We start from the raw sequence: 24,267 nt of genomic DNA, 5'->3' as shown, positions 1-24,267 counted from the left end.
TTCCTCCAATGTTCACGTCAGTTTCTGCTTTACATAACCGGTAATAAACAAATAGTTAAAAATGGATCCACCAGCTATGGTGAGGACAAAACCAAGGTAATCATCAAGTACAAGGAACAAAACAGCATAAATAAACGTTTGGACGAACGTCAGCAAATACAGCCATTTTAATACTGCCTGCTGTCTCCTTTGGATTGGGACGGGATATAGGTCAAGCCAAATAACCGTTCGATGATGCTGATACAGTGTCATCATCTGAAAACTGCTTAAGTATAAAAATAACAGGGCAAAAATAATTCGTATCCAGCTGTTGGGAACAAAATAGATTACAATTCCGCCAATGATAATTAAACGCAAATACATCCCCAGATAATCACCGCTTCTGACAAACGTGATCCGGTACAAGTAATCAAATGTGAACTTTTGCAAAAATGGCACCCGATCAACAACTGATACAAGCCATTGCCTTCTTTTCACCCGATTTTTCAAATGTGGTACGTCAGTAAACATATTGGCAATCCGGTAAAAGAATTGCATCCGGTTTTGATCTTTTTCCACTAAAAGGTCCCACACAATCCCCGCTTGCTTTCTGGAAACGCTCAGGTCGTATAGGAAAACAACAATAAACAGTACTGTCGCAACAGCTGCTGGAATCATATTGCCATTAACAAAAAAGTAAAATACTGCACAATTTAGCAGCACCCGGGCAAGCGTGTCAATCCGACGTATTCCTGGATCCCGCACCTTCAACATCCACCAGTTTGCCAGCAAGTTCCAAACTTTAAAAATCAGTACAACGGCGATTGTGATAAGGTAGAGACTGCCGCTACGATCTGGATAGGAAGCAAAATACAGCGGGCCAAAAGCGGCAACAATCAACAATATGACATACAGTTGGATGACAAAGCTGTAAATCAGCGAATTACGAAAATAGGCACCCATTTTATGTTCGGCCGCAATCAAGAAAATCAGGTCAGGTTCCTGCAATAATGTCCGGGCAGGGCTGTAGCTGACAAGCAAACCGAGCGTAATTCCAATAATCCACGCGGTTGGAAAATTGGCTGGAAGCCCAGCAAGCCACTGTTGATAATAATAGGCAGCAGCTGCAATAAAAAACAGCATCGCGAACGCCAGATGTCCATTAAATATATATTTTAAATAGCGGTTTGTCTCCTTTAAATGGGCCGAAAAACGTTTTTTAAAAAATGCATGGGAATCAAACATGGCTTTCTTCCTTTGTCAATTGAACATACAGATCATCGAGTGTTGCTCCTGGCATCTGAAATGCTTTACGCAGCTCAGCAAGCGTACCAATTGCCCGGATTTTTCCATCGTGGAGGATAATAAACCGGTCACAATAACGTTCAGCGGTTGCCAAAATATGTGTGGACATTAACACTCCGGAACCTTTCTGCTTCATTTCATCCATTAACTGCAGATACGACTGAATCCCCAGAGGATCCAGCCCGACAAACGGCTCGTCCACAATATAAAGGAGCGGTTCAATTAAAAATGCACACATAATCATTACCTTTTGCCGCATCCCTTTGGAAAAATGCACAGGAAACCATTTTAGCTTTTTCTCCATACGAAATTCCTTTAAGAGCGGCTGTAACCTTTTTTCAAAAATATCCTCCGGGACGTCATAAGCCATCGCAGTTAGACGAAGATGTTCATACAGGGTCAGTTCATCGTACAATATCGGCATCTCAGGAATATAGGCCATTTGCTTACGGTAGACTTCCGGATTTTCCTGAAACGTTTTTCCATTTACAGAGACAGTTCCTTTTTTTGCTTGCATTAGGCCAATAATATGTTTGATGGTTGTACTCTTCCCGGCACCGTTCAATCCGATCAGGCCAATAATTTCATTGGGATATACATCAAATGAAATGCCGTGCAGCACATTTTTATGCGTATAGCCACCGTGAAGGTTATCAATATGCAATAGTGGTTTCATAAGGCTCTCCTCCCAAAGCAAACGTAAAATGCCCGTTCACTTGCGTTCAACAATATTCACTTACCTAAAATTTTACCATTTCTCATCGGCAATGCCAAAACAAACCGTGCACGGAAATTCGACATGGCTTTTCCAAGTCATCTAATTGTTTAATTTTAAATATCTCATTAGTCAATCCTAAAAAATTTGTTCTTGGTGTATAAATGTGTATTACCAACACAAACTAGTTATTGAAGAACGGGGATGCTTCACTACAACAATTTTTTCGTGTAAAACACAAATGAGGTGTTAGTGATGGGAAATGCTAATCTGACTTTGTAAATTAACACAAAAATGAGGTGTCAGTGAAAGATAATCTAATGAAATAAAACCCTTCTGCCAGAATTCATCCCAAGGAGTCCCTTGAGATGCTGACAAAAAGGTTTTTGTAATCAAGTTAAGCGGCCAAAAGGCAATTAACGGAATTACGAAAAGTCCCCAACGTTAGATAAAATCGCAATCTCCGTTCTTCTTAAAGCAGGCTAGTCCCGCCAAGGACTAGTCCTGTTTGTTTTTTGGAATGCTTTTACGTTTTTGGAGTTGTTTGCTCCATTCTGAGCGATACCCGAGTTTCCGGATAAATTCTTACATATCCCCAGAAAAGTGTCTTCAGCTTCCCGCAAAAAAACACAGAAAACTTTACATATTCAATCCTTCCTATATACAATAGGAGATAATACATAAAGGAGTGAATGGTATGTCACATGAAGATTGCATTTTTTGTAAAATTATAAACGGTGCTATACCGTCTGCAAAAGTGTACGAGGATGATCATGTTTATGCGTTTCTCGATATAAGTCAAGTAACAAAAGGCCACACGTTGGTTATTCCGAAGACACATACGAAAAATATCTATGAAACACCTCCAGAAGTCGCAAAGGAATTATTTGCCCGTGTTCCTAAGATTGCTAAAGCGATTAAAGAGGTGTACAAACCAATTGGGATGAATCTGTTAAACAACAATGAAGCTCCAGCTGAGCAATCGGTATTTCACCTGCATATTCACATCATCCCGCGTTATGGTGAAGGTGACGGTTATCAATTAGGCTGGACAACCCATGATGATGCATATTCATCTGATGATTTACAACAAATTGCCAAAGAAATCAACGCTGGCATTAAATAGTTTAAAAATTAATACTTCTAATTCATCGATACATTTGTTATAATGAATATACGTTTCTGCAACTGGCGATGAGTGCACAGTTGGGAAAATCTTAAGAATAGCTGAGAAGAGGAGAGGTACAATTGAATACGAAGGTTTTAATTATCTTATCATTGTTTATGGGGATTGGTGCCGTTCTCCATGCAGTCGTTCCGGCAATTTTGTTCGGAATGAAGCCAGACATGCTATTAACGATGATGTTTTTAGGGATTATGCTGTTCCCTAAAACGAAATATGTTGTCCTTTTAGCAATTGTCACAGGGATACTTTCCGCACTGACAACGATGGCACCTGGCGGACAAATTGCCAACATAATTGACAAACCGATTACAGCAGCACTATTTTTCGGATTGTTTTTACTTATCAAGGATAAAGTCAACGGAAACATAAGTGCACCTATTTTAACAGCAATTGGTACGATCGTTAGCGGATCTGTGTTTATTGCCTCGGCATTATATATCGTCGGATTAATGGATGGAGCATTTCCCGTATTATTTGTAACGATTGTCCTGCCAACTGCTCTAGTAAACACTATTGTGATGGTTGTTATTTATCCAATTGTTGGGCGTATTTTAAAACGATCACGGCCAATTACAGTATCGTGATTATGACATAAGCATACAAAACCTCTGGCAAACGTATGTCAGAGGTTTTGTACCGAAATGAGCTTGTTTCACTAAAAAACCACCAAAAATCTAATGTTTTTCTTATACTTTTTACCGTAAAAGCTATATAATAAAAGTACAGGGGAAACCTGACTCCCGCCTTTTTGGAAGAAACGGAAACCAGTTTAAACTATTAGTGGTCATCCCGAAAAACTTATATTCTCTTTAAAAACACGTTTCATTTACGTGCAGGAAAAGGAAAACATAACTAAACAGGTCTTGAAAGGAGCGTCATCACTATGGCTAAAGGCAGTTCATTATTACTAGGATTTGTGGTTGGAGGCGTAGTAAGTGCGACAGCGACACTGCTTAGTGCACCTTCCTCCGGTAGAGATTTACGAAATCGAGCAAAGCAGCAAGGGATCGAATGGAAACAGATGATAGCTGATCTTAAAAGCGATGGTAAACGATTAAAGGAACAAATCACCTCGACATCAAAAGAAGGTGCATCATTAATTAAAGAGTTAACCCGAGAAATGAAAAGCTCTGTTCAGGACTGGAAAAAATCAGTCGAACCACATCAGAAAAATATCCAGCGATACTTAGAACAAATTGAGTCCAGTTTGAAAGACCTCGAAGATAAAATGCAAAACCAGACAGAAAAATATTAAACAGAGGTCAGTGAGAAGATTGTGACAACTTGAAAGAACCAGAGAATCCTGTTCAATCTAGGGAAGTTTTATCAGTTTAATTTAAAACGGTCTATCCGGTTTCCCGGATAGACCGTTTTTGGTAACTTATTCAGCCGGCTGCAGATCTTCTATAGAATCAATATCCATATATTCCGGTACGACCAGGCCTATTTTGGCACCTTTTAAATTTTCACCTAGATCCTCAAACTGACCTTCATATTCCTCATAAAAATCTTTGTGTGTTATAGGCATCCAAGCAGCTAGTGTTGCATCCCCATCACCTTTTGCTATTGCCTCAAAAACAACTGCAACATCTACAGGTGTAACGGTTACATTAAAACCCTTCGACCGCAAAACCTCAGCAACGACATTTGCAGACGCACGTTCTGAATCCCATGGGGTTGATACTAATTCGATTTCTGTACCATCGACATCATCGACACCTTTTGTCCATTCAGCAACAACATCCGGGTGTTCTTCCACCCATTTTTTAGCAACCTCTGCGATTTCGGTTCCTGTTTCTGTTGCTTCAAGCATAATACTTTCCATATCTTCTACTTCCCAGTGAAATTGATCGAGTAGTTTATATGCGTTAGGCTTATCCTCTTTTAACCCTTTACGGGCAAGTGTTTTAATCAGTTCTGTTTTTCCGTAAACACCTTTTGGATCATCAAGATATTTCATGTCCGGATACTTGGCAAACATCCAATGTGGGTTCCATCCCGTTATAATGATCGGTTCTTCTTTATCAATCGCCTCTCCAAGTTTTGTCATCATTGCTCCGGTAGATGATTGTTCCAGGTTCCAGCCTTTCAAACTGTCATATTTCTTTATTGCCTTTTCAGTTGTAACTGTAATCCCTGCTCCAGGCTCAATACCAGTAATTGAATAATCAACAGCTTCACTGTAATTAGTTTTACCGCTACCAGATTTTTCGGACTCGTTGTCTGACCCGCATCCAGCAGCAATAAGTGTAAGTAAAACTCCAATTAGAAAAGAACCTGTCACCAGTAGTTTTCTATTTATCATCTAAGTAAATTCCTCCTTAAAAATTTAGGCTGATACATTAAAGTGTATCAGCCTGATTCAATTCCTTATTCCATTAGTTTGCTCGGGACTATTCTATTATTCTGCGCCCTTTGTCCATTCCGCAACTTTATCCTGGTTATCTTCAACCCATGCAGCTGCAGCTTCTTCAGGATCTGTACCATTGTTAATGTCAAGCATGACACTTTCAATATCTGCTGGCTCCCAATGGAACTGATCCAGAATTTTATATGCTTTTGGCATATCTTCTTTAAATCCTTTACGAACCATTGTTTTAATTTCTTCTGCCTCACCAAATGAACCTTTTGGATCTTCTAAATATTTCAGGTCATATTTTTGGAACTTCCAGTGTGGAGACCATCCAGTAACAACAATTGGTTCTTCGTTTTCGATTGCTTGCCCTAAAGCAGTAGCCATCGCACCACTAGAAGAAGTTTTTACTGTCCAGCCGTCAAGATTGTCATAATCTTCCACAGCTTGTTCAGCAGCTTTTACAACTCCTGCACCAGGTTCAATACCTGTAATTGTTTTATCTGCCTGGGAGTCTAAATCTTCAATTGAATTAACATCCATATACTCTGGTACAACTAATCCAATTGCTGCACCTTCCAAATTTGTACCCAAATCTTCTAAATCACCTTTATACTGTTCATAAAGATCACCATGTGTTCCAGGTAACCATGCGGCTACCATACCATCTGTTTCACCGGAAGCGACCGATTCCCACATAACTGCATTATCAAGCGGAGTTACCTTAACATCGAACCCTTGATCTTCTAATACTTTTGCAATAACATTTGTGGAGGCAACTTCTGTATCCCATTCAACATAGGAAAGTTCAATCTCTTTTGATGCTTCTGATGAATTGCCGTCTGATGACCCTTCATCTGATGAAGAACCATCGTCCGACCCGCAGCCTGCAGCGACTAATGATAATGAAAGTCCAGCAGCAATGCCAAGACGTTTCCAGTTAAGTTTAAACATAACTATAAATCTCCCCTTTTTTGTTTTTAATATATGGAAACTTTTCATATTGAAAAGATTACCAGCCAACCTTATTTTTTCGCGTTCATGCTTTGTGTAAAACGGTCAATGATAATGGCCAGAATAACAATTCCGATTCCCGCCACGAATCCAGTACCAACCTGGGCACGTTGTAATGCAGAAAGCACCTCTGTTCCAAGACCAGGGGCACCGATCATCGATGCAATAACAACCATTGATAATGCAAGCATAACCGTCTGGTTGATCCCTGCCATAATGGTTGCCTTAGCCATTGGAAGTTCTACCTTAAACAATTTCTGGGCACCAGTACTCCCGAACGCTTCTGATGCTTCGACAAGCTCTTTTGATACTTGGCGAATGCCTAAGTTGGTGAAGCGCACTGTTGGTGGTGTAGCAAAGATTAACGATGCAAATATGCCGGGAACCATCCCGATTCCGAAAAACGCTACTGCAGGGATCAAATACACGAATGCAGGCATTGTCTGCATAAAGTCTAATATCGGTGTAATAATTGCTTCAGCTGTTTTACTTTTGGACATTAAAATACCAATAGGAACTCCGATAATGACGGATAAAACACTGGAAATTAATACTAGCGCAAATGTATTCATCAAATGCTCCCAGAGTTCTTGATTGTATATTAACCAAAGACCAACCACCGAGAAAGCAGCTAAGCCAAATTTCTTACCAGAAATAAAGAAAGCGCCGATAGCAACCAATAGGATAATAATCACTGGAGGAATAGCTATCAGCATATTTGCTATCCATTCCATAAAACTGCCAAGATTATCTTTAATCGGATCAAATAAGAACGAAAAAGTGTCCGTTAACCAATCGGTAAATTCCTTTGTTTTTTCCGCTATTGGAATCTCGGGAACAAATTCCAAAACTTTATCAAGCATCTACATTCACCTCGCCTTCTCCAGCAAGCGCCGAAATTACCGCACCACGTACAATAATTCCAAGTAATTTTCCCTCTTCAACAACGGCAACAGGGATTGGTGAATTATAGATAATATTGAAGATATCATTCATGGCGGTATCTTTAGCAACACGTGGAATATCATTTTGAATAATTTCCCTAATATCACGGATATCCTTTTTCCTTGCCTCTGATGCATCTTCAGCCGTCACATATCCTTTTAAATTCCGTTTTCCATCGACGACGAAGATACTGGATATCCCTTCTTCCCGCATTCGCTCCAATGCGACACGCGGCCCGTGCTTTTCAAGATTAATCGTCTCCGGGCGTTTCATGATATTTTGCGCTGTTAACACCTTCGAACGGTCTACATCCTCAACAAATTTTTCTACATAATCATTTGCGGGATTGACAAGAATATCTTCCGGTGTACCGATTTGGACGATCGAACCATCCTTCATCAGAGCAATTCGGTCACCTAGTCTGAGTGCTTCATCAAGGTCATGGGTGATGAACAAAATGGTCTTTTGCATACTTGCTTGCAAATCGATTAGTTCATCCTGCATTTCTTTGCGGATTAACGGGTCAAGCGCAGAGAAAGCCTCGTCCATTAACAGTACTTCCGGGTCGTTGGCAAGTGCACGCGCCAACCCAACACGCTGCTGCATCCCGCCGGATAACTGACCAGGATTCTGATTAATATAGTCACCGAGCCCAACCATTTCCAAAGCTTCTTGTGCTTTTTTCTTTCGGGTTTCTTTCGGTACGTTTTGAATCTCCAATCCGTACTCGGCATTTTCCAAAATGGTTCGATATGGAAACAGAGCAAAGCGTTGGAATACCATGCTTAATTTTTCCCTGCGAACCTTTCGCAATGATTTCTTATCCATTGCAGCCAAGTCTTCTCCGTCAATTAAGACATTACCCTTCGTAGGTTCAATAAGACGGTTGATTAACCGGACTAACGTTGATTTCCCACTTCCGGATAGCCCCATAATAACGAAAATTTCTCCTGCTTCTACAGAAAAAGAAGCCTTATTTACCCCCACTGTACTACCGGTTTCTTTTAAAATGGCTTCTTTTGACTTACCTTCATCCAAAAGCTTTAGGGCTTGTTTTTGATTTTTCCCAAATACTTTGGTTAAATTCTTCACTTCAATAACCGGCATAAAAGTTCACCTCTCTTAAGCAATTTATATTTGTTTACCGTATTGCGGTTCTGGTCAAAGCCAGGTATTGCCAGACCCGGTCGGTACACGTACGGGAACTCCGCCTGATTCTGCCAATATTTCTAATGAAGCATGCAATTCGTCTTACTACTTTTCTATCAGATTTATGTCATGCGTATATCTATTAAACTACTGTATATAGTTCAATAACGTTTCATCAGATTCCGTTCGGCTTTCACTCACTCTAATACTATATACTGTTTCACGTGTACAATTCAAACATTAAATTTCACTGATTTTGTACGTTTATTCCGTACAGTTTATTCTGTACGCACTTTCTGTTTAGTTTACTCTTAATTTCTTAGGTTTGCTTCCATTTACTACCCAATCACTGATTTTCAATATTTTTCATTTTGATGTAACCTTTTTATAGTAGTGTTTAGGAGGATTTTATGAATCAACAGCAAAATGAAATGGTGTTAAATAAAATTATAAGTGAGTTTGCCAAAACGATTGAAATGTTTGATTTATCTCCAGCTGGAGCGCGTCTGTTCGCTTTTTTGTATTTGAAGGAGCAGCCCATGACATTGGATGAAATGAGCGAGGCTTTAGGGAAGAGCAAAACATCCATGAGTACAAGTGTTAGAAATTTATTAGATTTAAATCTCGTTACACGTGTCTGGAGAAAAGGAGTACGAAAGGATTTATACCAGGCAAATACACATTTGTTTAAATCTTTTATGAATGCTTCTATTGCAAAATGGATTGATGCAACCAGCCATCAAAGGGAATCACTGGAGGAAATGTTTGATAAAGTTCAGTTGCAGAGGGCCGACGAAAAGCATAATAAAGAACTTGTCACATTAGAAAACAGACTAAAACAAATAATTGAATTCCATCAGCAAATTGAGAAAGCGTTCCAGAACATGAAAAATGACTAAATCCGGCTCGTATAAAACCGCACCAGGTGTGTCCTCAAACAAAGGGCCTCCTCTCTTAAACAGGCCCTTTTTAGGAACAAAGGCGCAAGCGTCCGGTTAGCGACGCGTTGGAGCCGGACGTGGCCTGCTCTGCTGTAAGCATAACTGCGCCTCGAATTTTATACTTTCTTTAGTTTTAAGTAAAGAAGGGATGGATTAGTTTGCCAGGAAGAGCCACATCAGTGAAAGCGGAACTTAGGCTTTGACGTGCCAGTTTTAATCGGCCTTCCTTAGACCAGACGCGCTTTTCGCTTTTGTGCTAAACCTCCTATCGGCAACTTCCCATTATTTCCGTTCAATAATTTTTATAAATTCACCCATTAAAGAAGGGAAATACCCTTCTCGTTTTAATGCAAAAATCGTATCATTCGGATCCAGTTTTTCCGTTAACATGCCGCCAAAGTGGACTAATAACGATGTGAAATCCAGAAAACCTTCCTCTTTTTGTGATTCATACTGTTCATTCAGCTTGTCCAACAGGAGAAAAAGATTGTTATATTCCTGGAAGGTGATGTTGTGTTCAATGATTAATTTAATAAAGGGATACTGCTTAATGTCAATCAGCTTTGATAATAATTGCAAATGAAAGTGTATTGTATCGTCATTCTTCAATTCGTCCACCCATACCCCCCCTTATTCAATCAGCCATAACTTTCTTACAAATTCAGGCGTAAAAGTGCTTGTTCAAAAAGTCGCCGAATCGGGTCTTGAAGGTCGAGGCGGCGTAGCTCCCGGCACCGGGCTTGCACAGGATGTGCTGACTTCTGCGTTGCCCACAGGACGTGGGCGGTTTTAGCAGAAGATCCCCTATGTCTTTGGGTACATGAGGAGCGGAAAAGCAAGCGGGCGACACGATTCGCCGCTTATCATTTGGTGACTTTTGAACATCCTCTAAAAAAGATTTATTTTATACAAAAAAACTATTGCTTTTTAGCTGAAATCGTACTATTATTCTTGAAGGAAATATCAAACCATCACGAATGTTTAGCAAGGAGGGTCAAGAATGAACTGTTGGAAATCGATTAACTTTAAAAAAGAATTTGGCCTGACCCGTATTTATACCATTTCATTTTTGATCAGTTTATTGACATTTATTTTCCTTTATGTACCGCTGTCAATTATTCATGGAACAACCAGTGTTAACGAATCTGGCATCATTCTATTTGGCATTGCCTTTATTCTATTACCTGCAATACATTCGTTTATGCATATTCTACCATTAATCATGACCAATAAACGAGCAAAAACAAGTGATAAAGCAAAAAAAGTAATGCTGCCAAACTTGATGTATTATCCGAAATCCTATTTATCAAAACAATTATCATTAATGGTCGCGCTGGCACCGACCCTTTTCATCACTATACCAGGTATTGTGGCTAGTTATTTGTTTGTAGATTACTATGTTTACATTCTATTATTTACGGCTTTCCATATTGGAATATCGTTTTCCGATTTTCTATATGTGATCCACATTACCAAAGCACCAAAAAAAGCGTTAATTGAAAATGAAAATGATGGTTTTACAATACTTGTAAAAGCACAGGAGTAAAAAGGATCTGTTACTACTAAAGATCCTTTTTTTATGTAAATAAACAATCTGCTCTGTTCATTATGTCTATATTTTGGTACAGTTATTAATATACTATTATAAAAGGATGTTCAAAAAGTTGCCAAATGACCGGCGGTTAACCTAAGCACTTCCTTGTTTCCCCACTCCTTGGAAAGAACTGCATACGATGTAAATGCAGGGAAGCTTTCCTCGGTACTCATGTATCTAAGAGATAGGGAGCTTCTGCTAAACGACTAAATTATTAGCCTCTGCAGAAGTCAACAAGTCCTGTACAAGCTCGCTGCTTGGCAAATGCTTTTCCTTTCCCGTGGTGGTCGCACTACATTGCCTCGACCTTCATCCAATTCGGTAAACTTTTTGCATCCAGCTTATAAATCGTAATTCTTGATAAGCTTTAGGGGGTTTTACTTGTGATTATCTTTTTTGTATTTTATGCGCTTTTTATCCTGCTAATCTTTAACTCATTAACCAATAGCTTTTGTTTAAAGTTGGACATGAACCAGCATAAACAATCGCGTGTTTTCCGCATGATCAATATTATGATCATTATTTTACTCGTTTCATCTTATGTTAAGGTAATAAACGTAGTAGGTTAATCAATCGACAATTTTTATAAAAAAATAGTAAAGTATGCCATAGGACTGTTTTTTTTTTGACCAAAAGTGTGGTATATTTATCATTAGTTTCAAAATCAAAAGAAACAATCAGATTAGGAGTGTTCGATGAAATGAAAAAACTAGTAGTTGCCCTCACGTTATCGGCTGGTGTTCTTGGACTGTCAGCATGTTCCAACGACACATCATCAGATGCAGTTGTAAAAACAGATGCCGGTAATATAACAAAAGAAGACTTTTATAATGAATTGAAGGATCAATATGGTGATCAAATCTTACAGCAAATGGTAACCGAAGAAGTATTGGATGATAAATATGATGTGTCAGATAAAGAAGTTGATAAGGAAGTCAAAAAAACCAAGGATCAGTTAGGTGACCAATTCAAAATGGCACTACAGCAACAAGGAATTAAAGATGAAGATGCATTCCGGAAGCTGGTTCGGTTCAGTCTCCTGCAGGAAGCTGCCTTATCGGAAGACATTGATATTTCAGAGGACGAAATAAAACAGCGGTACGACCGGATGAAAACGGAAATTAAAGCACAGCATATCCTGGTTGCGGACGAGAAAACCGCTAAGGAAGTGAAGAAGAAACTGGATGAAGGCGGCGATTTTGCCAAATTGGCGAAAGAATATTCAACCGATAAAGCAACTGCTGAAAACGGTGGTGATCTTGGCTATTTCTCTGTCGGAAAAATGGATCCTGCTTTTGAAGATGCAGCCTATAGTCTGGAAAAAGGTAAAATCAGTGATCCGGTAAAATCACAACATGGTTATCACATTATTAAAGTTACGGACAAGCGTGAATCAGAAGAAGATATTGGCAAATTTGAAGATATGAAAGATGATATTCGCCGCGAAATTTTAAACCAAAAAATTGATCCGCAGAAAGCACAGGAGAAAATTGATGGTCTGTTAAAAGATGCTGATATTAAAGTAGAAGATAAACAATTTAAAGATTTATTCAAAACAGCAGATGACAGCAAAGACGAGAAAAAAGAGGGCAAATAATAAAAATGGGGGCAGCAGTTGCCTCCATTTTTTTATTAGGAAATAGGTTGTCCAGGACTTGCTTATATAGTGCTGATACTTATCCGTCAGACGATATCCTGCGCTGCTCTTCTTTTTGTTTTCGTTCCTCTTCCAATCGTTCCATATAGACATTTCCTTCCCGCTCAATAAACTGCTGTTCCAGTTTTTTCTCCGCACGTATTGCCCGGTAAGCCATATATCCGCTCAAAAATATAAAAAGTATCATCATAAATACCCACCAAGGTACTCCAGCAATCATGTACTCGTCCCCCTTGTCCATCATCTATCACATATATATGTAACAGAGCGGAAAATAATAACCCCAAATTGCGAGCACGAGAAAAACCAGTAGTTGTGCAACTAAGGAGACCAGATGTCAGAGGTCGGATTTGCAGAAATACCTGGCCTGATGACCATTTTCTTGATTCTCTGTATATAGCAAATGAAGTTTCATTTTATTCATCGAAAACTGGTTTATAGAATTGGCGATTGTCCATCGCAAATAGTCTTTCGGTAAATTCCCCGGGTTTCACCTTAGTTAATGCCCGATTGAGCATATTCATTTTCGCATCGATTAAATCAATTAAATGAAGTATCTCCGCTTCACGAACTAATGGAGGTTTAGGGCTCCCCCATTCTGCTTTGCCGTGGTGGCTTAAGACGAGGTGTTTAAGAATCAGCACTTCCTCCCCTTCAATTTGCAGTTCATTTGCGACACGCCCGATTTCCTCCACCATCATTGGAATATGGCCAAGCAGTTTTCCTTCGATTGTATACGTGGTTGTGACGACACCCGACAACTCTTTCAGTTTTCCTAAATCATGCAAGATAATTCCGGAATACAATAAGTCCTTATTAATCTCCGGATACAATGTATGGAATTCCTTTGCCAAGGCAAGCATACTGACTATATGATGTGCCAGTCCGGAAACATATTCATGGTGGTTTTTCGATGCTGCCGGATAGGTTAACAAAGGTTCCTGATATTTTTTAATAAACGCTCGGACAATTCGCTGCATTGCCGGATTTTTCATTTCAAAAATCGCTTCCGTAAGTTTTTCCATCAATACATCGCGATGAACGGGGGCTTTTTCGACAAATTGCGAGACGTGTACATCATCTGTCGGCTGGGCTGGCTGTATTGCCATAATTTTCAATTGCAGTTTGCCACGAAATTGATTAATCTCACCATTCAACCTGACAATTTGTTCTGGCACGAATATTTCTTCATCTTCTTTTGTAGCATCCCATAGTTTTGCCTCGATTTCCCCTGTTGCATCACGCAAAATCAAAGTAAGAAACGGTTTCCCGTTACTTGCGACACCTCTTGTTGCTTCTTTGATTAGAAGAAAATCATCTATTTTCTCTCCTATACCAGCATAGCCAATCCCCTTATTGACACTCTTGTTCATATTAAAATCCTCCCCCATAAGTGTAAAAGAAAAAGATTGACTCAAACATATTGCAGAAAGTCGTTTGTTTTTATGTCAATCTCAGTTTACAGCTGTTTTATTTATTTTTTGGAATGTATTCAAAGATTTTGCCTGATTCAACTACCTGGATAAATTTCATCAGCCATTTATAATAGTTTTGTGCGTAGCGCAGTCGTTCCATATCTTCATTGATCTTTGCTTTTAATGACGCATCATTTGTTTGCAGGAGAATTGCTTCTAATTCCTCCATCGTTTCCTCCGCTTCCTCGATATTTGTTTCCGTGGTTTGACGCCATCTGTTTCCAAACAAGGAGGTAAATGATTTATACCAGTCATCCTCTGTCTGGTATAGATCTTTACGGATTCCCTTTTTAAATGTGGATTCAACCATTTTCATTTCCGACAATGCCCTGACACCTGTCGACATACTTGTTTTACTCATCTCCAGTGCCTCGCGCATATCATCCAATGTCAACGGTTTATCCGCAAAATACAATACACCATATAACCGTCCAACTGAGGAAGTGATACCATATAAATTCATATTTTTAGCAATAACCTGAATGAATTTTTCAATTGTTTCTTCATATTTTTCCCAATCCTTTGATACATGTTCTTCTGCCAATGGATTTCCCTCCACAAGGTTATTAATCATTAATCTGGAAATAGTTTATCATTATTTATCAAGAAATGCGAACAGTATTTTCTAAATAGACAATTTCACCATTATAAACCGTATCTTTTAGATCTTTTTTACAGGTTAATAGAATTACTTGCTGACTTTCGGCGATCTTCGTTAAAATCCGCATGATATTTTTTGTCCGATATAAATCAAAATGAACAAATGCATCATCAATAATAAATGGCAGTCGATGTTTTTCACTCATCACTTCGCTTATCGCAATTCTTAATGATACATAGAGCTGATCGGTTGTTCCTTGTGACAGTTCATTCACCGTATAGTGGATATCATTTGCCGATACTACTTGAAAAAGCTGCCCTTCAGTTGGAGCAAACACCTCTTTGTACGCGTTATTGGTTAGTTCGGCAAAGTAAGCAGATGTCTTTTCGATGACCTTGGTTATATATTTTTCACGGTAATTTCGTTTGGTATCGGCTAACAATTCTTTCGCTGTCTTTAACACCGCCCACTTTCTGGCCAATTCTGCTAACTGCTCCTGTTCCATACAAAAGCGGTGCAGTGTACTGGAATAGGTAACAGACGATTCCATCCTTGCTAAATCGGCATTTCGATCTGCAAGTTCCTGCCGTTTTGCGTCGAGTTCGGATTCAATGCGTTGGATCGCGGCAGTATGTGTCTCCTGTTCTTCTTTAAGCTCGTGTTCTATTAATAATTCCGTCTTAATTCGTTCCAATTCTTCCTCGGCAAAAATGGATAGCAGCTGATCGGTAATCTCGGCAAGTCTTGTACTGATTTTCTGTTTCTCTTCCCATTCTTTCGCTTTCTGGAAAAAAGCTTCCTCCGTTTTAACATCCGCTGCCTGGTATAATCGTTCCCGTTCCTTTTGATAGACGGCCATTTTTTGTTCGACTATTTCCTGTTCTTCTATATTCTCCTTAATCCAGCCGTTATATTGAGCAATAAGGTCATTTGCTTGCTGGTAGTCCCTTGCAAGGTTCTCCAGCATGATCATTTTCGCTTCAACACTTCCGCTTAATGCTTCCCCATTTCGTTCCTGAAAAAACCTGTTTATGTTTTGTTCAAGTGCAGCTTTTTTTTGACGTAATTTCGATTGTTGGTGCTCCATTTGTCCAGCTTCCTCATGCAACTGCAAAATGTTTTTCAGCGAATGATAAAATGGCACCCAATAGGATATGTCTATATCGCGGAGAAAAGGATAATTATCATATTGCTGCTCCATTTGCTGGTTGATCCGGTCTTGCTTTACATCTAACGCATTCCGCCGCTCCGATAATTTTAAAAACTGTACGTCAACTGATTGGAGCTGATCCTGAATAACAGCCAGATCGGTTTCGTTCTTCGTATGAAAAGCAAGCAGGGATTCCGCTTCTTCGTATGTTTTCTGGGTTATCGCCGGTTCAGGGAATTGTGCTTGTCTCCATTGTAGCATCCTTTCCGTTTCCTTTATCGAGTGTTTTCTAAAGAACCACTGGCCAAAACCGATGATCAAAGTAATTAACATAATACCAAGCATCGGTTTATTATCAAAAAACAATAAACCGATACCATTAAGCATCGCAAGGATTAGACTTCCTGCTAAAATAGTATTGGCAGATTTCTCCTTCCCGCTTTTCATTTGTTGCCATTCCCGTTGGTTGCTCGTATCATTCATCATATCGGTTTGTTGCTGATAGGCACGAATGGTTGCGGTTAATTCCCCGACACGCTGCTCTGGCAGCAGGTGTGATTTTAGTTCTTCCTGCTGGGTTTGTAATTCATCCCGCTGTCTTTTGGCAACACGTTCTTCTTCTTCCTGCTGGTTCCATTCCAATTCCAGTTGATTGGTTTCACCGGCAAGACTGTTCCAAGTTTCCTCCGTATGAAAGGTTAATGTGATCGATGCTAAATCTGGTAATGTAATACCGGTGTTTAATTGGTTAAGTAACGTCGTTATTTGCATTTCTTTTTGTTTTTGCGCTTCACGAAGTTTATTCAGCTCTTTTTCTATGTCCAGAAACGCCGCCGATTGCTCCAAAAGCTGTTTCACCTGCTTATATGTTGCTTCATCAGCCTGGGTTTCTTTTAGCTGCTCGGTTTTCGCCCGGTATTTCGTCAAATTTGCTGCTAATCCGGAATACTCACTTTGTAAAGGCAAGAGCTGCTCCTTCACCACATTATAGCGATCCCTAACATCTTTAGGAAATGGAATGGCGTCCGGGAACACTGCTAATTGTTTTGCATAATGATGGTATTGATGAATCAGTGGCAATGCATGCAGCTTTTTTTCGATAGCGGAAAGGCAAGATTTTTCTTCGTGCAGTTTAATTTTCAATCGTCCAATCTCCGTTTCCAATGTATCCAGCTTTTCTTTCTTATCCCGGTAAGCTGCTTCATCCTTTTCATACGCCGATAAGCTAGTATGTAATTCATCTAACGTTGCAATTTGCTTATTTATTATCGGCTTTTTCCCGTAAGGCTTAAATAATTCAGCCAATTGTGCGTCTAAACGCTTTTCAATCGCTTGGATATTTCTGGACCCGGTTAACCCAATACTCAGTAAAACATCTCCCAGATCTTCTTCTTTCATTTCGTTTAATACAAATAAATCTGCTGCAGAAAAGGAGAAGATGGACTGATAGGTTGGAAAAGTCATCCCTTGCAGGCGATTTTTAAGCCATTCTTCATCATGCTTATTTCCGTCGCCGGTATAACATAGTGCCGCCCCATTCCTGGCCGCATCGAACCGTTCGATCGTATACTCACCTATTTCTTCGTCATAAATCGTAAGCCTTCCACCCATTTTGGCACCTGTTTTTGGTCTGAAAAATGCCCGTTTCTTCGGTGGCAGTCCGAATAACATAAACAGAATAAATTGATAAAGCGTTGATTTACCTGATTCATTTTCACCGTACAAACAAGTAAGGCTGTCTTGTGAGAAATCAATTGATTGATCATACCATTTTCCGAATCCATCGATCGTTGCCCGTGTTACAATCATTGTGATTCACCACCATTATGTAAAAGTTCCCGGATAAGGTACTGTTGTGCTTCCTTTTTGATCGATTCTTCCTCGTGATCCTGCATCCGCTCAAGATATTTTCGTGCTTCCCTATGCTGATATAAATCCTTCACAAACGGCTGAATAGAAACGTTCGCTGTATGGCGCATTAATTCACCAACAAAATGCTGCCCCTGTTCTTCCATTGATTTATCTATTCCATTTCTTGTGCTGTTCAGTCGGCATTGGTAAATATAGACCCATTTCGTTTGCTGGCTGAGTGACTCATTTATTAGTTCGGTTAGATCATCGATAAGCCCGTCTGTTTCCCATTGCCAATGCACAGGGTTTGTACTTGTTAAATAGAGTGTAATTAATTGAGCTTCTGGAATAGACCGATCGATAATCGTATTGCGAATCACAGTTTCCAGCTCATGTGGCTGTTTACACTGCGAAATATCTTTCGTTATCGTATTAAAACGAAGTGCATGCAACGGCACAAATGACAGCTTCGCGCCAGATTTAGACAGCACAACATGGTAACAGCCCTTTTCACCCGATTCCTTACGATTGCGCCCCTGGATATTACCGGGGTAAACAATTGGCGGCTTTTCGGATAAAACAGCCCGCTTGTGAATATGCCCCAGTGCCCAGTAATCAACGCCTTTGCTGGATAGATCTGTCAGATGAAACGGTGCATATACATCATGCTCCGTATTACTACGCAAGCTTCCGTGGAGCATTGCAATATGAAACGGAACGGTATCATCGTTAATGGTGAATTGTTTCGCTTTGTTTTCGTGCACAGCACGATTTTCATAACTGAATCCGTAAATCGCTGCTTGCTTCTGTCCGTTTTTTTCATATGTAAAATGACGAATTGTTTCATCCGGAAAAATAAATACGTTTTCCGGATATTCAATCGGATACTTATTTCCATTCCGGTAATCATGATTGCCGTATGACAGATAGACATTGATATGATGGTGCTTTAATTTCTTAAAAACATCACGTAATCTTATTTGTGCTTTCAGGCTTTGTTTTTCATTATCAAACAAATCCCCAACAAGCAGAACAAAATCAACTTGTTTATCAATTGCAGTGTTCGCCAATCGGTTTAGTGCAATAAAGGTACTTTCTTGAATTTCTTTAAAAATCGCTTCTGGAACACGTGCCAATCCTTTGAATGGACTATCCAAATGCAGATCAGCAGCGTGAAGGAAGGAAATTTGTCCTGGCATTTTACCACCACCTTTTATACTGATTTTATCAAAGGCGGAATAAGAATGCACGTTCGAGGTTAAATGCTAGGTAAAAGTTTAATTCTCTTTCATTGTGGTCCCTATATTCCGGACGACGTATCTGTTCTTGAGTGGATGGGCACGCCCTGCCGTTGATGTTCCCATTCTCCAGTCGATGGTTGCCGCACTCCGGACGATGGTTTCATTCTCCAACCGATGTTCCCGTTCTCCGGTCGATATTCCCGTTCTCCGGCAGATGTTTCCGCGTTCCGGCAGATGTTCCCGTTCTCCGGTCGATGGTTTCACGCTCTGGTCGATGGTTTCACGCTCCGGACGATGTTTCCTCGCTCCGGACGATGGTTTCACGCTCCGGACGATGTTTCCTTGCTCCGGACGATGTTTCCGCGTTCCGGCAGATGTTCCCGTTCTCCGGTCGATATTCCCGTTCTCCGGTCGATGTTTCCGCGTTCCGGCAGATGTTCCTGTTCTCCGGTCGATATTCCCGTTCTCCGGTCGATGTTTCCGCGTTCCGGCAGATGTTCCTGTTCTCCGGCCGATGTTTCCGCGCTCCGGCCGATGTTCCCGTTCTCCGGTCGATGTTTTCGCGCTCCGGACGATGTTTCCGTTCTCCGGACGATGGTTTCATGCTCCGGTCGATGTTTTCGCGCTCCCCGCCGATGTTCTCATGCTCCGGTCGATGTTCTCACCCTCCGGTTAATCCCAACTTTCTCCGATCCACATTTATCCCAAAGAAAAAACCACTATCACAGTGGCCATTCCTCTTAAAATAATTATTCTTTCTTCGCCAGCTTCATCGCTTTTTTCATATCCTTCAATGTCCCGGAGTTACCGTACATCAACACGCCGCCTTTGTATACTTTTGCCCCGAATAATGCTAGCAGCAAAATCGTTGCGATCAATATTCCAAGTGACAATGCGACTTCCCAGGTTGGAACGTCGAGCATGCCAACACGCAGAAACATCAGCATTGGACTAAAAAACGGGATATACGAGCTAATTTTTACAAAACTAGCATCCGGAGCATTTAATCCATACATTGCAATCATGAATGCTGCTACAACAAGGAACATCATTGGCATCATTAGTTGTTGTACATCCTCAATCCTGCTTACCAACGATCCAAGCGTAGCCGCCAATGTTGCATACAACAAATAACCAAGAACAAAAAAGACAATGGCATATACAAATAATGATAGCGAAGCACCTTCAATACCGAAATACTTGAACATGCCACCTGTCAATTCATCCTGTTTTGCAGTTATCAATGCATAGCCTACTCCAATAATCAAAACAATTTGGGTCAATCCTAATAAGGCAATTCCGACGATTTTGGCAAACATTTGTGTTACCGGTGATACACTGGATATTAGAATCTCCATCACCCGGGAGGACTTTTCTGTCGCTACATCCTGAGCAATCATTTGTCCGTAAACCATAACGGTTATATATAGTAAAAACAACATGACATAAACGATTCCCCGTGCTTGACTGAGTTCCTCACCAGTTTTAGCACTTTTATCCAGTGCAACAGTTTCAAATGTAACAGGTGCATAAATCTCCGCGAGTTTCTCCTGATCAATGCCAGCCTGCTGGGTAGCTGCAGAAATTTTTAATTGTTGTAATTGCTCTTCCATTGCAGTTTGTATTCCTGCTTCGGTAATCGTATTTGCGTAATAGGTAGCCTCTGGTAATTGATTTTCATTTAAGGCTAATGTAACTAATGCCTGATAATCTTCATCCTGTACCGCTTTTTTTCCTTCCTCCACGGTTCCGTCAAAGGCAACTAATGCGATATCTTCTTCGATATTTTCTACATTCGCTTTTAATGGTCCGAACAATTCACCTGATTCATCGAGAACAGCTATTTTTTCTGAGCTGTCATCGGAAAACGCATCAATAATTGTTTGGATATTGGCAATCGCAAAAATGAACAACAAGGAAATAATGGTACTGATTAAAAATGATTTTGTTTTAAGCCTTGTTGTGTACGTATGGGATAAAATAATCCAGAATTTATTCATAGGAGGCACCTACTTTCTCAATGAAAATATCGTTCAATGATGGTTCCTCAAGGTCAAATTTTCGAATAAATCCTTTTCCTTGAAGTTCGGCAAAAATCGTTTGTGATACATCCTCATTTTCGATTTGCAGCTCACAGCCGTCCGTTAAGGCCTTATATTTCACAACACCAGCATGATCCTGCAAAAAGTCAAGCGGAAACTCTGCATGAATCACCAAGTTTTTCTTGCCAAACGAACGTTTAATGTCCCGTAATGAACCATGAACAACCTGCTTCCCTTTATGCAAAATACATAAATGCTCACAAAGCTCTTCTACATGTTCCATCCGGTGTGATGAAAAAACAATCGATGTCCCTTGTTCTTTCAATTCGACAACTGCCTTTTTCAGCATTTCTACGTTTACCGGATCAAGCCCGGAAAATGGTTCGTCCAGAATAAGCAGCTTTGGCTTATGAATAACCGCAGAGATAAATTGAATTTTTTGCTGGTTACCCTTTGATAATTCTTCTACCTTTTTATCGAGATACTCCGGAACCTTAAGACGGTCAAGCCACCATTTTAACTCGGTGATCGCTTCCTGTTTTGTCATTCCGCGCAACTTTCCAAGATAGATAATTTGATCCCGTACTTTTAATTTCGGATAAAGTCCGCGTTCTTCCGGTAAGTAACCAATTAAATGGCTCTTATTATAGCCGATCGATTCCCCGTTCCAGGAGATTTCCCCTTCCGTAATATCCAGGAGTCCAAGAATCATGCGAAACGTGGTTGTCTTCCCCGCACCATTTCCGCCAAGAAATCCAAACATCTCTTTTTCCGGGATTTCCAGTGACAGGTGGTCAACCGCGGTATGGTTTCCAAACCGTTTTGTTACTTCTTTTAATGATAATGTCAAATTTACTCTCTCCTTCCCCGTTAGGTGTTACGTTTAATTTGTATAATGGTTTCATTTTTTAATGTTTGCTGTTTGCATAGGCGCTGGTTATCATCAGTGTAATATTATGAAGCAAATAGATAGCCGTCAGCAGAAAAAAGCTAAACCCAATGCCGTCAAACATAATGACAACTGGCCATGCAATTAACATAATAACAAGCATGGCATCCCAGGATCTTGCCTTTGCCTGACTTTGGATTTTGTAATAGCGTTCATCATAGCGATAATTTTTCTTTCCAATATGACGCTGAAAGAAAAAGAGGCCGATCAAAAATACATAATTACCTAAGAGTATCAGAACTACATAAGGATCATCCAAAAAAGATTGACTAAACATTCTCCTCCCCCTCGAAAACAAATAATTCTTCAATCGAACAGCCAAACACTTGCGAAAGTTTATGTGCCAGAACAAGCGAAGGTTTGTATTTGCCCTTTTCCAGCGAAATGATCGTTTGCCTGGATACCTTCAACTTTTGTGAAAGCTCATCCTGTGTCATATTCATCGCCGTTCGCTTTTCCCGAATGAACGTTTTCATTTTTATCTCCTACTTTTTGTGAAGTAAAGTCAACTTTACAAAGAGTATACATGAGATCATTCCCTTTGTAAAGCCTACTTTACAAACTTTTTTTATTTTGATAGCAGGATTTTACTTCGTTTTATCGAATACTATAATGTAGTGCATTCAGGAGGTAATTCAAAAATGAGGACTTACGTATTAACCGTGTTTGCCAAAAACGGTGATAAACTGCTTGATGAATCTTTCACGGCAGAAAACGATAATGAAGCAAAAAAAGTTGGAGAAGCACGACTTGCTGAAGAAGGCTACAGCGAGCATACCCACCGCTGTGTGTCACCAGAAGCAAAACTGATTTTGTTTCACCGGTAGCACTAAAAAGGGGGGGATGGTCATTATGTTAAATGAAGACCCCTCCCTTTTTAGGGACCCCGTTAATTCCAATCATATTACCTGACCACAAATATGTAGGCAGGATTTCCGATTGGCCATTCTTCTTTTCACTTATAAAACCACTCGATTAATAAAAAATTAATACGATGCTAAAACTATTACAACCATATGCTTTTAACTCTAAAAAGAACGACCACTTCAAGTCGTCCTTCTATCTCACTTCCCGGAGAACACCGGCTTCCTTTTTTCCAAAAATGCTTGTACCCCTTCTTTGTGATCGCCTGTATTGCGCAGCTCCCATTGTGTCTTCTGCTCTTCCTGTAAATAATAGTGGAGTGTATCTTTTTGTTTGGTATGATACATCATTTTGGTTTTGATCATCGCAACGAGTGGGGTGGTTAACAGTTTTTGCCCCAAATTTGTTGCGTAATCTACCACTTTTTCCTCAGTAATCATATCGACCAATCCCATTGCCTTCGCTTCCTGCCCTTGTACTTGCTTCAATCCCCAGGTGAATTGCTTGGCCTTATGTGTGCCAAGACGTTCCTGCAACAGAAAATGTCCACCGCCATCAGGGGCCAATCCAATGCCGATAAACAGCATTCCTAATTTAGCTTCACTTTGTGCTACAACATAATCTGCCGTTAATGCCAAGCTTAATCCTAACCCAGCAGCAGATCCTTGGATAGCGGAAATAACAATTTTAGGCATCATATACAATTCCATCGCAATTTTTGCAATTGTATTCATGACATCATCAAAAAACTCCTTGTTGGCAAAATCCTTCATCATCGAAATATCTCCGCCAGCACAAAAAGCATTGCCCATTCCAGCCAGCACGACAACATGATCATCGCTTTTTTCTGTTTCTTCCACCACTTTGAGTAACTCTTCAAGCATCTCTTTATTGAGTGCATTGTAGCGTTCAGGCCGATTTAAATAAATAAAGGATATTCCGTCAACGCTTTCATGAAAAACAGTGCTCATGATAACCCCACCTTTTTATTCTTCCATCTTTCTATACATATTCGCGGTTCTTGCATTAAATCCTGCATGGCAAGAAAAACTGGGCAGCACCATCTTGTCTAATGTTTTTTTTGAATCGTTGTGAGTGCAAACATCAACAGTGAATTACGAAACATCGGCAGTGCATATCCGAACATCGACAGTGAATCACAAAACATCCACAGTACATGCGCGAACATCAACAGTGAATCACGAAACATCCACAGTACATTTGCTAACATCGATAGTGAATCGTGAAACATCGGC

Annotated in this window: 27 protein-coding genes; 8 read left to right on the top strand and 19 right to left on the bottom strand. The window is 40.0% G+C overall.

From position 1 onward, the window contains the following. Positions 1-12 precede the first annotated feature (12 nt). Together CZ382_RS02565 and CZ382_RS02560 are read right to left on the bottom strand one after the other, a co-directional pair. Complete coding sequence (locus CZ382_RS02565; RefSeq protein ID WP_088049671.1) at positions 13-1,224, bottom strand: ABC transporter permease; 1,212 nt, start codon at positions 1,222-1,224, stop codon at positions 13-15. Beyond that, the gene (locus CZ382_RS02560; RefSeq protein ID WP_088049670.1) at positions 1,217-1,960 is read right to left on the bottom strand and encodes an ABC transporter ATP-binding protein; all 744 of its coding nucleotides are present in this window, start codon (positions 1,958-1,960) and stop codon (positions 1,217-1,219) included. The genes CZ382_RS02565 and CZ382_RS02560 overlap by 8 nt, the downstream gene beginning before the upstream one ends. 736 nt (positions 1,961-2,696) lie before the next feature. Here CZ382_RS02560 and CZ382_RS02555 point away from each other — a divergent pair. The 3 genes from CZ382_RS02555 to CZ382_RS02545 all read left to right on the top strand — a co-directional run bounded on the left by CZ382_RS02555 (position 2,697) and on the right by CZ382_RS02545 (position 4,440). Then, complete coding sequence (locus CZ382_RS02555; protein ID WP_088049669.1) at positions 2,697-3,125, top strand: HIT family protein; 429 nt, start codon at positions 2,697-2,699, stop codon at positions 3,123-3,125. A 122-nt stretch (positions 3,126-3,247) separates the two neighbouring features. After that, positions 3,248-3,769: a tryptophan transporter gene (locus CZ382_RS02550; protein ID WP_088049668.1), complete on the top strand. Its 522-nt coding sequence runs from the start codon at positions 3,248-3,250 to the stop codon at positions 3,767-3,769. 299 nt (positions 3,770-4,068) lie between these two features. Further along, a complete protein-coding gene (locus CZ382_RS02545; protein ID WP_088049667.1) occupies positions 4,069-4,440 on the top strand; it encodes a YtxH domain-containing protein in 372 nt (123 codons plus the stop codon). 126 nt (positions 4,441-4,566) lie between these two features. On the opposite strand, the gene CZ382_RS02540 is transcribed toward CZ382_RS02545, so the two are convergent. From CZ382_RS02540 to CZ382_RS02525, 4 genes are all read right to left on the bottom strand, one after another. Further along, positions 4,567-5,490: a glycine betaine ABC transporter substrate-binding protein gene (locus CZ382_RS02540; RefSeq protein ID WP_088049666.1), complete on the bottom strand. Its 924-nt coding sequence runs from the start codon at positions 5,488-5,490 to the stop codon at positions 4,567-4,569. A gap of 96 nt (positions 5,491-5,586) precedes the next feature. Further along, entirely contained in the window at positions 5,587-6,492 is a 906-nt protein-coding gene (locus CZ382_RS02535; RefSeq protein WP_088049665.1) for a glycine betaine ABC transporter substrate-binding protein, read from the bottom strand. A gap of 71 nt (positions 6,493-6,563) precedes the next feature. After that, entirely contained in the window at positions 6,564-7,415 is an 852-nt protein-coding gene (locus tag CZ382_RS02530) for an ABC transporter permease (RefSeq protein ID WP_088049664.1), read from the bottom strand. Beyond that, positions 7,408-8,604, bottom strand: coding sequence for a quaternary amine ABC transporter ATP-binding protein (locus CZ382_RS02525; RefSeq protein WP_088049663.1), 1,197 nt, complete (start codon positions 8,602-8,604; stop codon positions 7,408-7,410). The genes CZ382_RS02530 and CZ382_RS02525 overlap by 8 nt, the downstream gene beginning before the upstream one ends. 452 nt (positions 8,605-9,056) lie before the next feature. On the opposite strand from CZ382_RS02525, the gene CZ382_RS02520 reads away from it, so the two are divergent. After that, positions 9,057-9,545, top strand: a complete 489-nt coding sequence (locus tag CZ382_RS02520; RefSeq protein ID WP_088049662.1) for a GbsR/MarR family transcriptional regulator — start codon at positions 9,057-9,059, stop codon at positions 9,543-9,545. A 324-nt stretch (positions 9,546-9,869) separates the two neighbouring features. On the opposite strand, the gene CZ382_RS02515 is transcribed toward CZ382_RS02520, so the two are convergent. Next, entirely contained in the window at positions 9,870-10,205 is a 336-nt protein-coding gene (locus CZ382_RS02515) for a DUF1878 family protein (RefSeq protein WP_088049661.1), read from the bottom strand. A gap of 382 nt (positions 10,206-10,587) precedes the next feature. On the opposite strand from CZ382_RS02515, the gene CZ382_RS02510 reads away from it, so the two are divergent. The 3 genes from CZ382_RS02510 (at position 10,588) to CZ382_RS02500 (ending at position 12,778) form a co-directional block, all read left to right on the top strand. Next, positions 10,588-11,133: a DUF3267 domain-containing protein gene (locus CZ382_RS02510; protein ID WP_088049660.1), complete on the top strand. Its 546-nt coding sequence runs from the start codon at positions 10,588-10,590 to the stop codon at positions 11,131-11,133. Between the two features lie 431 nt (positions 11,134-11,564). Next, positions 11,565-11,750: a hypothetical protein gene (locus CZ382_RS02505; RefSeq protein WP_088049659.1), complete on the top strand. Its 186-nt coding sequence runs from the start codon at positions 11,565-11,567 to the stop codon at positions 11,748-11,750. A 131-nt stretch (positions 11,751-11,881) separates the two neighbouring features. After that, the gene (locus CZ382_RS02500) at positions 11,882-12,778 is read left to right on the top strand and encodes a peptidylprolyl isomerase (RefSeq protein WP_088049658.1); all 897 of its coding nucleotides are present in this window, start codon (positions 11,882-11,884) and stop codon (positions 12,776-12,778) included. Positions 12,779-12,857: 79 nt separating this feature from the next. Here CZ382_RS02500 and CZ382_RS02495 read toward each other — a convergent pair whose 3' ends face one another. The 11 genes from CZ382_RS02495 to CZ382_RS02445 all read right to left on the bottom strand — a co-directional run bounded on the left by CZ382_RS02495 (position 12,858) and on the right by CZ382_RS02445 (position 22,623). Beyond that, positions 12,858-13,058, bottom strand: a complete 201-nt coding sequence (locus tag CZ382_RS02495) for a sporulation YhaL family protein (protein ID WP_250889881.1) — start codon at positions 13,056-13,058, stop codon at positions 12,858-12,860. 196 nt (positions 13,059-13,254) lie between these two features. Continuing rightward, positions 13,255-14,211, bottom strand: a complete 957-nt coding sequence (gene yhaM, locus CZ382_RS02490) for a 3'-5' exoribonuclease YhaM (protein ID WP_088049657.1) — start codon at positions 14,209-14,211, stop codon at positions 13,255-13,257. A 97-nt stretch (positions 14,212-14,308) separates the two neighbouring features. Further along, a complete protein-coding gene (locus CZ382_RS02485; protein ID WP_230856060.1) occupies positions 14,309-14,857 on the bottom strand; it encodes a GbsR/MarR family transcriptional regulator in 549 nt (182 codons plus the stop codon). 58 nt (positions 14,858-14,915) lie between these two features. Next, positions 14,916-17,873, bottom strand: coding sequence for an ATP-binding protein (locus tag CZ382_RS02480; protein ID WP_088049655.1), 2,958 nt, complete (start codon positions 17,871-17,873; stop codon positions 14,916-14,918). After that, complete coding sequence (locus tag CZ382_RS02475; protein ID WP_088049654.1) at positions 17,870-19,114, bottom strand: metallophosphoesterase family protein; 1,245 nt, start codon at positions 19,112-19,114, stop codon at positions 17,870-17,872. The genes CZ382_RS02480 and CZ382_RS02475 overlap by 4 nt, the downstream gene beginning before the upstream one ends. 78 nt (positions 19,115-19,192) lie before the next feature. Then, positions 19,193-19,420, bottom strand: a complete 228-nt coding sequence (locus tag CZ382_RS02470) for a hypothetical protein (protein WP_088049653.1) — start codon at positions 19,418-19,420, stop codon at positions 19,193-19,195. Between the two features lie 16 nt (positions 19,421-19,436). Beyond that, entirely contained in the window at positions 19,437-19,760 is a 324-nt protein-coding gene (locus tag CZ382_RS02465; protein WP_088049652.1) for a hypothetical protein, read from the bottom strand. A 145-nt stretch (positions 19,761-19,905) separates the two neighbouring features. After that, positions 19,906-21,156: an ABC transporter permease gene (locus tag CZ382_RS02460; RefSeq protein ID WP_088049651.1), complete on the bottom strand. Its 1,251-nt coding sequence runs from the start codon at positions 21,154-21,156 to the stop codon at positions 19,906-19,908. Next, positions 21,149-22,048 carry an ABC transporter ATP-binding protein gene (locus CZ382_RS02455; protein WP_088049650.1) on the bottom strand — a complete coding sequence of 300 codons (900 nt, stop codon included), beginning with the start codon at positions 22,046-22,048 and terminating at the stop codon, positions 21,149-21,151. The genes CZ382_RS02460 and CZ382_RS02455 overlap by 8 nt, the downstream gene beginning before the upstream one ends. 58 nt (positions 22,049-22,106) lie before the next feature. Beyond that, entirely contained in the window at positions 22,107-22,424 is a 318-nt protein-coding gene (locus CZ382_RS02450) for a DUF2178 domain-containing protein (RefSeq protein ID WP_088049649.1), read from the bottom strand. Further along, a complete protein-coding gene (locus tag CZ382_RS02445; protein WP_088049648.1) occupies positions 22,417-22,623 on the bottom strand; it encodes a helix-turn-helix transcriptional regulator in 207 nt (68 codons plus the stop codon). The genes CZ382_RS02450 and CZ382_RS02445 overlap by 8 nt, the downstream gene beginning before the upstream one ends. A 165-nt stretch (positions 22,624-22,788) precedes the next feature. On the opposite strand from CZ382_RS02445, the gene CZ382_RS02440 reads away from it, so the two are divergent. Beyond that, the gene (locus CZ382_RS02440; protein ID WP_088049647.1) at positions 22,789-22,974 is read left to right on the top strand and encodes a YhzD family protein; all 186 of its coding nucleotides are present in this window, start codon (positions 22,789-22,791) and stop codon (positions 22,972-22,974) included. A gap of 237 nt (positions 22,975-23,211) precedes the next feature. Here the strand turns inward: CZ382_RS02440 and CZ382_RS02435 are convergent, their stop codons facing one another. Then, positions 23,212-23,982, bottom strand: coding sequence for an enoyl-CoA hydratase (locus CZ382_RS02435; RefSeq protein WP_088049646.1), 771 nt, complete (start codon positions 23,980-23,982; stop codon positions 23,212-23,214). Positions 23,983-24,267 lie beyond the last annotated feature (285 nt).

The sequence above is a fragment of the Virgibacillus dakarensis genome (assembly GCF_900155625.1).
GTDB classification, from domain to species: Bacteria; Bacillota; Bacilli; order Bacillales; family Amphibacillaceae; genus Lentibacillus_C; species Lentibacillus_C populi.
Note: the sequence above shows the minus strand (reverse complement) of the source record. Positions and strands in the feature narration are given on the sequence as shown.

Bases quoted from the DNA above. Each gene is read 5' to 3' on its own strand.
- CZ382_RS02480 (WP_088049655.1), bottom strand. From the start codon at position 17,873: ATGATTGTAACACGGGCAACGATCGATGGATTCGGAAAATGGTATGAT.
- CZ382_RS02495 (WP_250889881.1), bottom strand. From the start codon at position 13,058: ATGATTGCTGGAGTACCTTGGTGGGTATTTATGATGATACTTTTTATA.
- CZ382_RS02475 (WP_088049654.1), bottom strand. From the start codon at position 19,114: ATGCCAGGACAAATTTCCTTCCTTCACGCTGCTGATCTGCATTTGGAT.
- CZ382_RS02440 (WP_088049647.1), top strand. From the start codon at position 22,789: ATGAGGACTTACGTATTAACCGTGTTTGCCAAAAACGGTGATAAACTG.
- CZ382_RS02535 (WP_088049665.1), bottom strand. From the start codon at position 6,492: ATGTTTAAACTTAACTGGAAACGTCTTGGCATTGCTGCTGGACTTTCA.
- CZ382_RS02560 (WP_088049670.1), bottom strand. From the start codon at position 1,960: ATGAAACCACTATTGCATATTGATAACCTTCACGGTGGCTATACGCAT.
- CZ382_RS02500 (WP_088049658.1), top strand. From the start codon at position 11,882: ATGAAAAAACTAGTAGTTGCCCTCACGTTATCGGCTGGTGTTCTTGGA.
- CZ382_RS02445 (WP_088049648.1), bottom strand. From the start codon at position 22,623: ATGAAAACGTTCATTCGGGAAAAGCGAACGGCGATGAATATGACACAG.
- CZ382_RS02510 (WP_088049660.1), top strand. From the start codon at position 10,588: ATGAACTGTTGGAAATCGATTAACTTTAAAAAAGAATTTGGCCTGACC.
- CZ382_RS02520 (WP_088049662.1), top strand. From the start codon at position 9,057: ATGAATCAACAGCAAAATGAAATGGTGTTAAATAAAATTATAAGTGAG.
- CZ382_RS02565 (WP_088049671.1), bottom strand. From the start codon at position 1,224: ATGTTTGATTCCCATGCATTTTTTAAAAAACGTTTTTCGGCCCATTTA.
- CZ382_RS02555 (WP_088049669.1), top strand. From the start codon at position 2,697: ATGTCACATGAAGATTGCATTTTTTGTAAAATTATAAACGGTGCTATA.
- CZ382_RS02545 (WP_088049667.1), top strand. From the start codon at position 4,069: ATGGCTAAAGGCAGTTCATTATTACTAGGATTTGTGGTTGGAGGCGTA.
- CZ382_RS02450 (WP_088049649.1), bottom strand. From the start codon at position 22,424: ATGTTTAGTCAATCTTTTTTGGATGATCCTTATGTAGTTCTGATACTC.
- CZ382_RS02465 (WP_088049652.1), bottom strand. From the start codon at position 19,760: ATGAAACCATCGTCCGGAGAACGGAAACATCGTCCGGAGCGCGAAAAC.
- CZ382_RS02525 (WP_088049663.1), bottom strand. From the start codon at position 8,604: ATGCCGGTTATTGAAGTGAAGAATTTAACCAAAGTATTTGGGAAAAAT.
- yhaM (WP_088049657.1), bottom strand. From the start codon at position 14,211: ATGAACAAGAGTGTCAATAAGGGGATTGGCTATGCTGGTATAGGAGAG.
- CZ382_RS02530 (WP_088049664.1), bottom strand. From the start codon at position 7,415: ATGCTTGATAAAGTTTTGGAATTTGTTCCCGAGATTCCAATAGCGGAA.
- CZ382_RS02540 (WP_088049666.1), bottom strand. From the start codon at position 5,490: ATGATAAATAGAAAACTACTGGTGACAGGTTCTTTTCTAATTGGAGTT.
- CZ382_RS02460 (WP_088049651.1), bottom strand. From the start codon at position 21,156: ATGAATAAATTCTGGATTATTTTATCCCATACGTACACAACAAGGCTT.
- CZ382_RS02435 (WP_088049646.1), bottom strand. From the start codon at position 23,982: ATGAGCACTGTTTTTCATGAAAGCGTTGACGGAATATCCTTTATTTAT.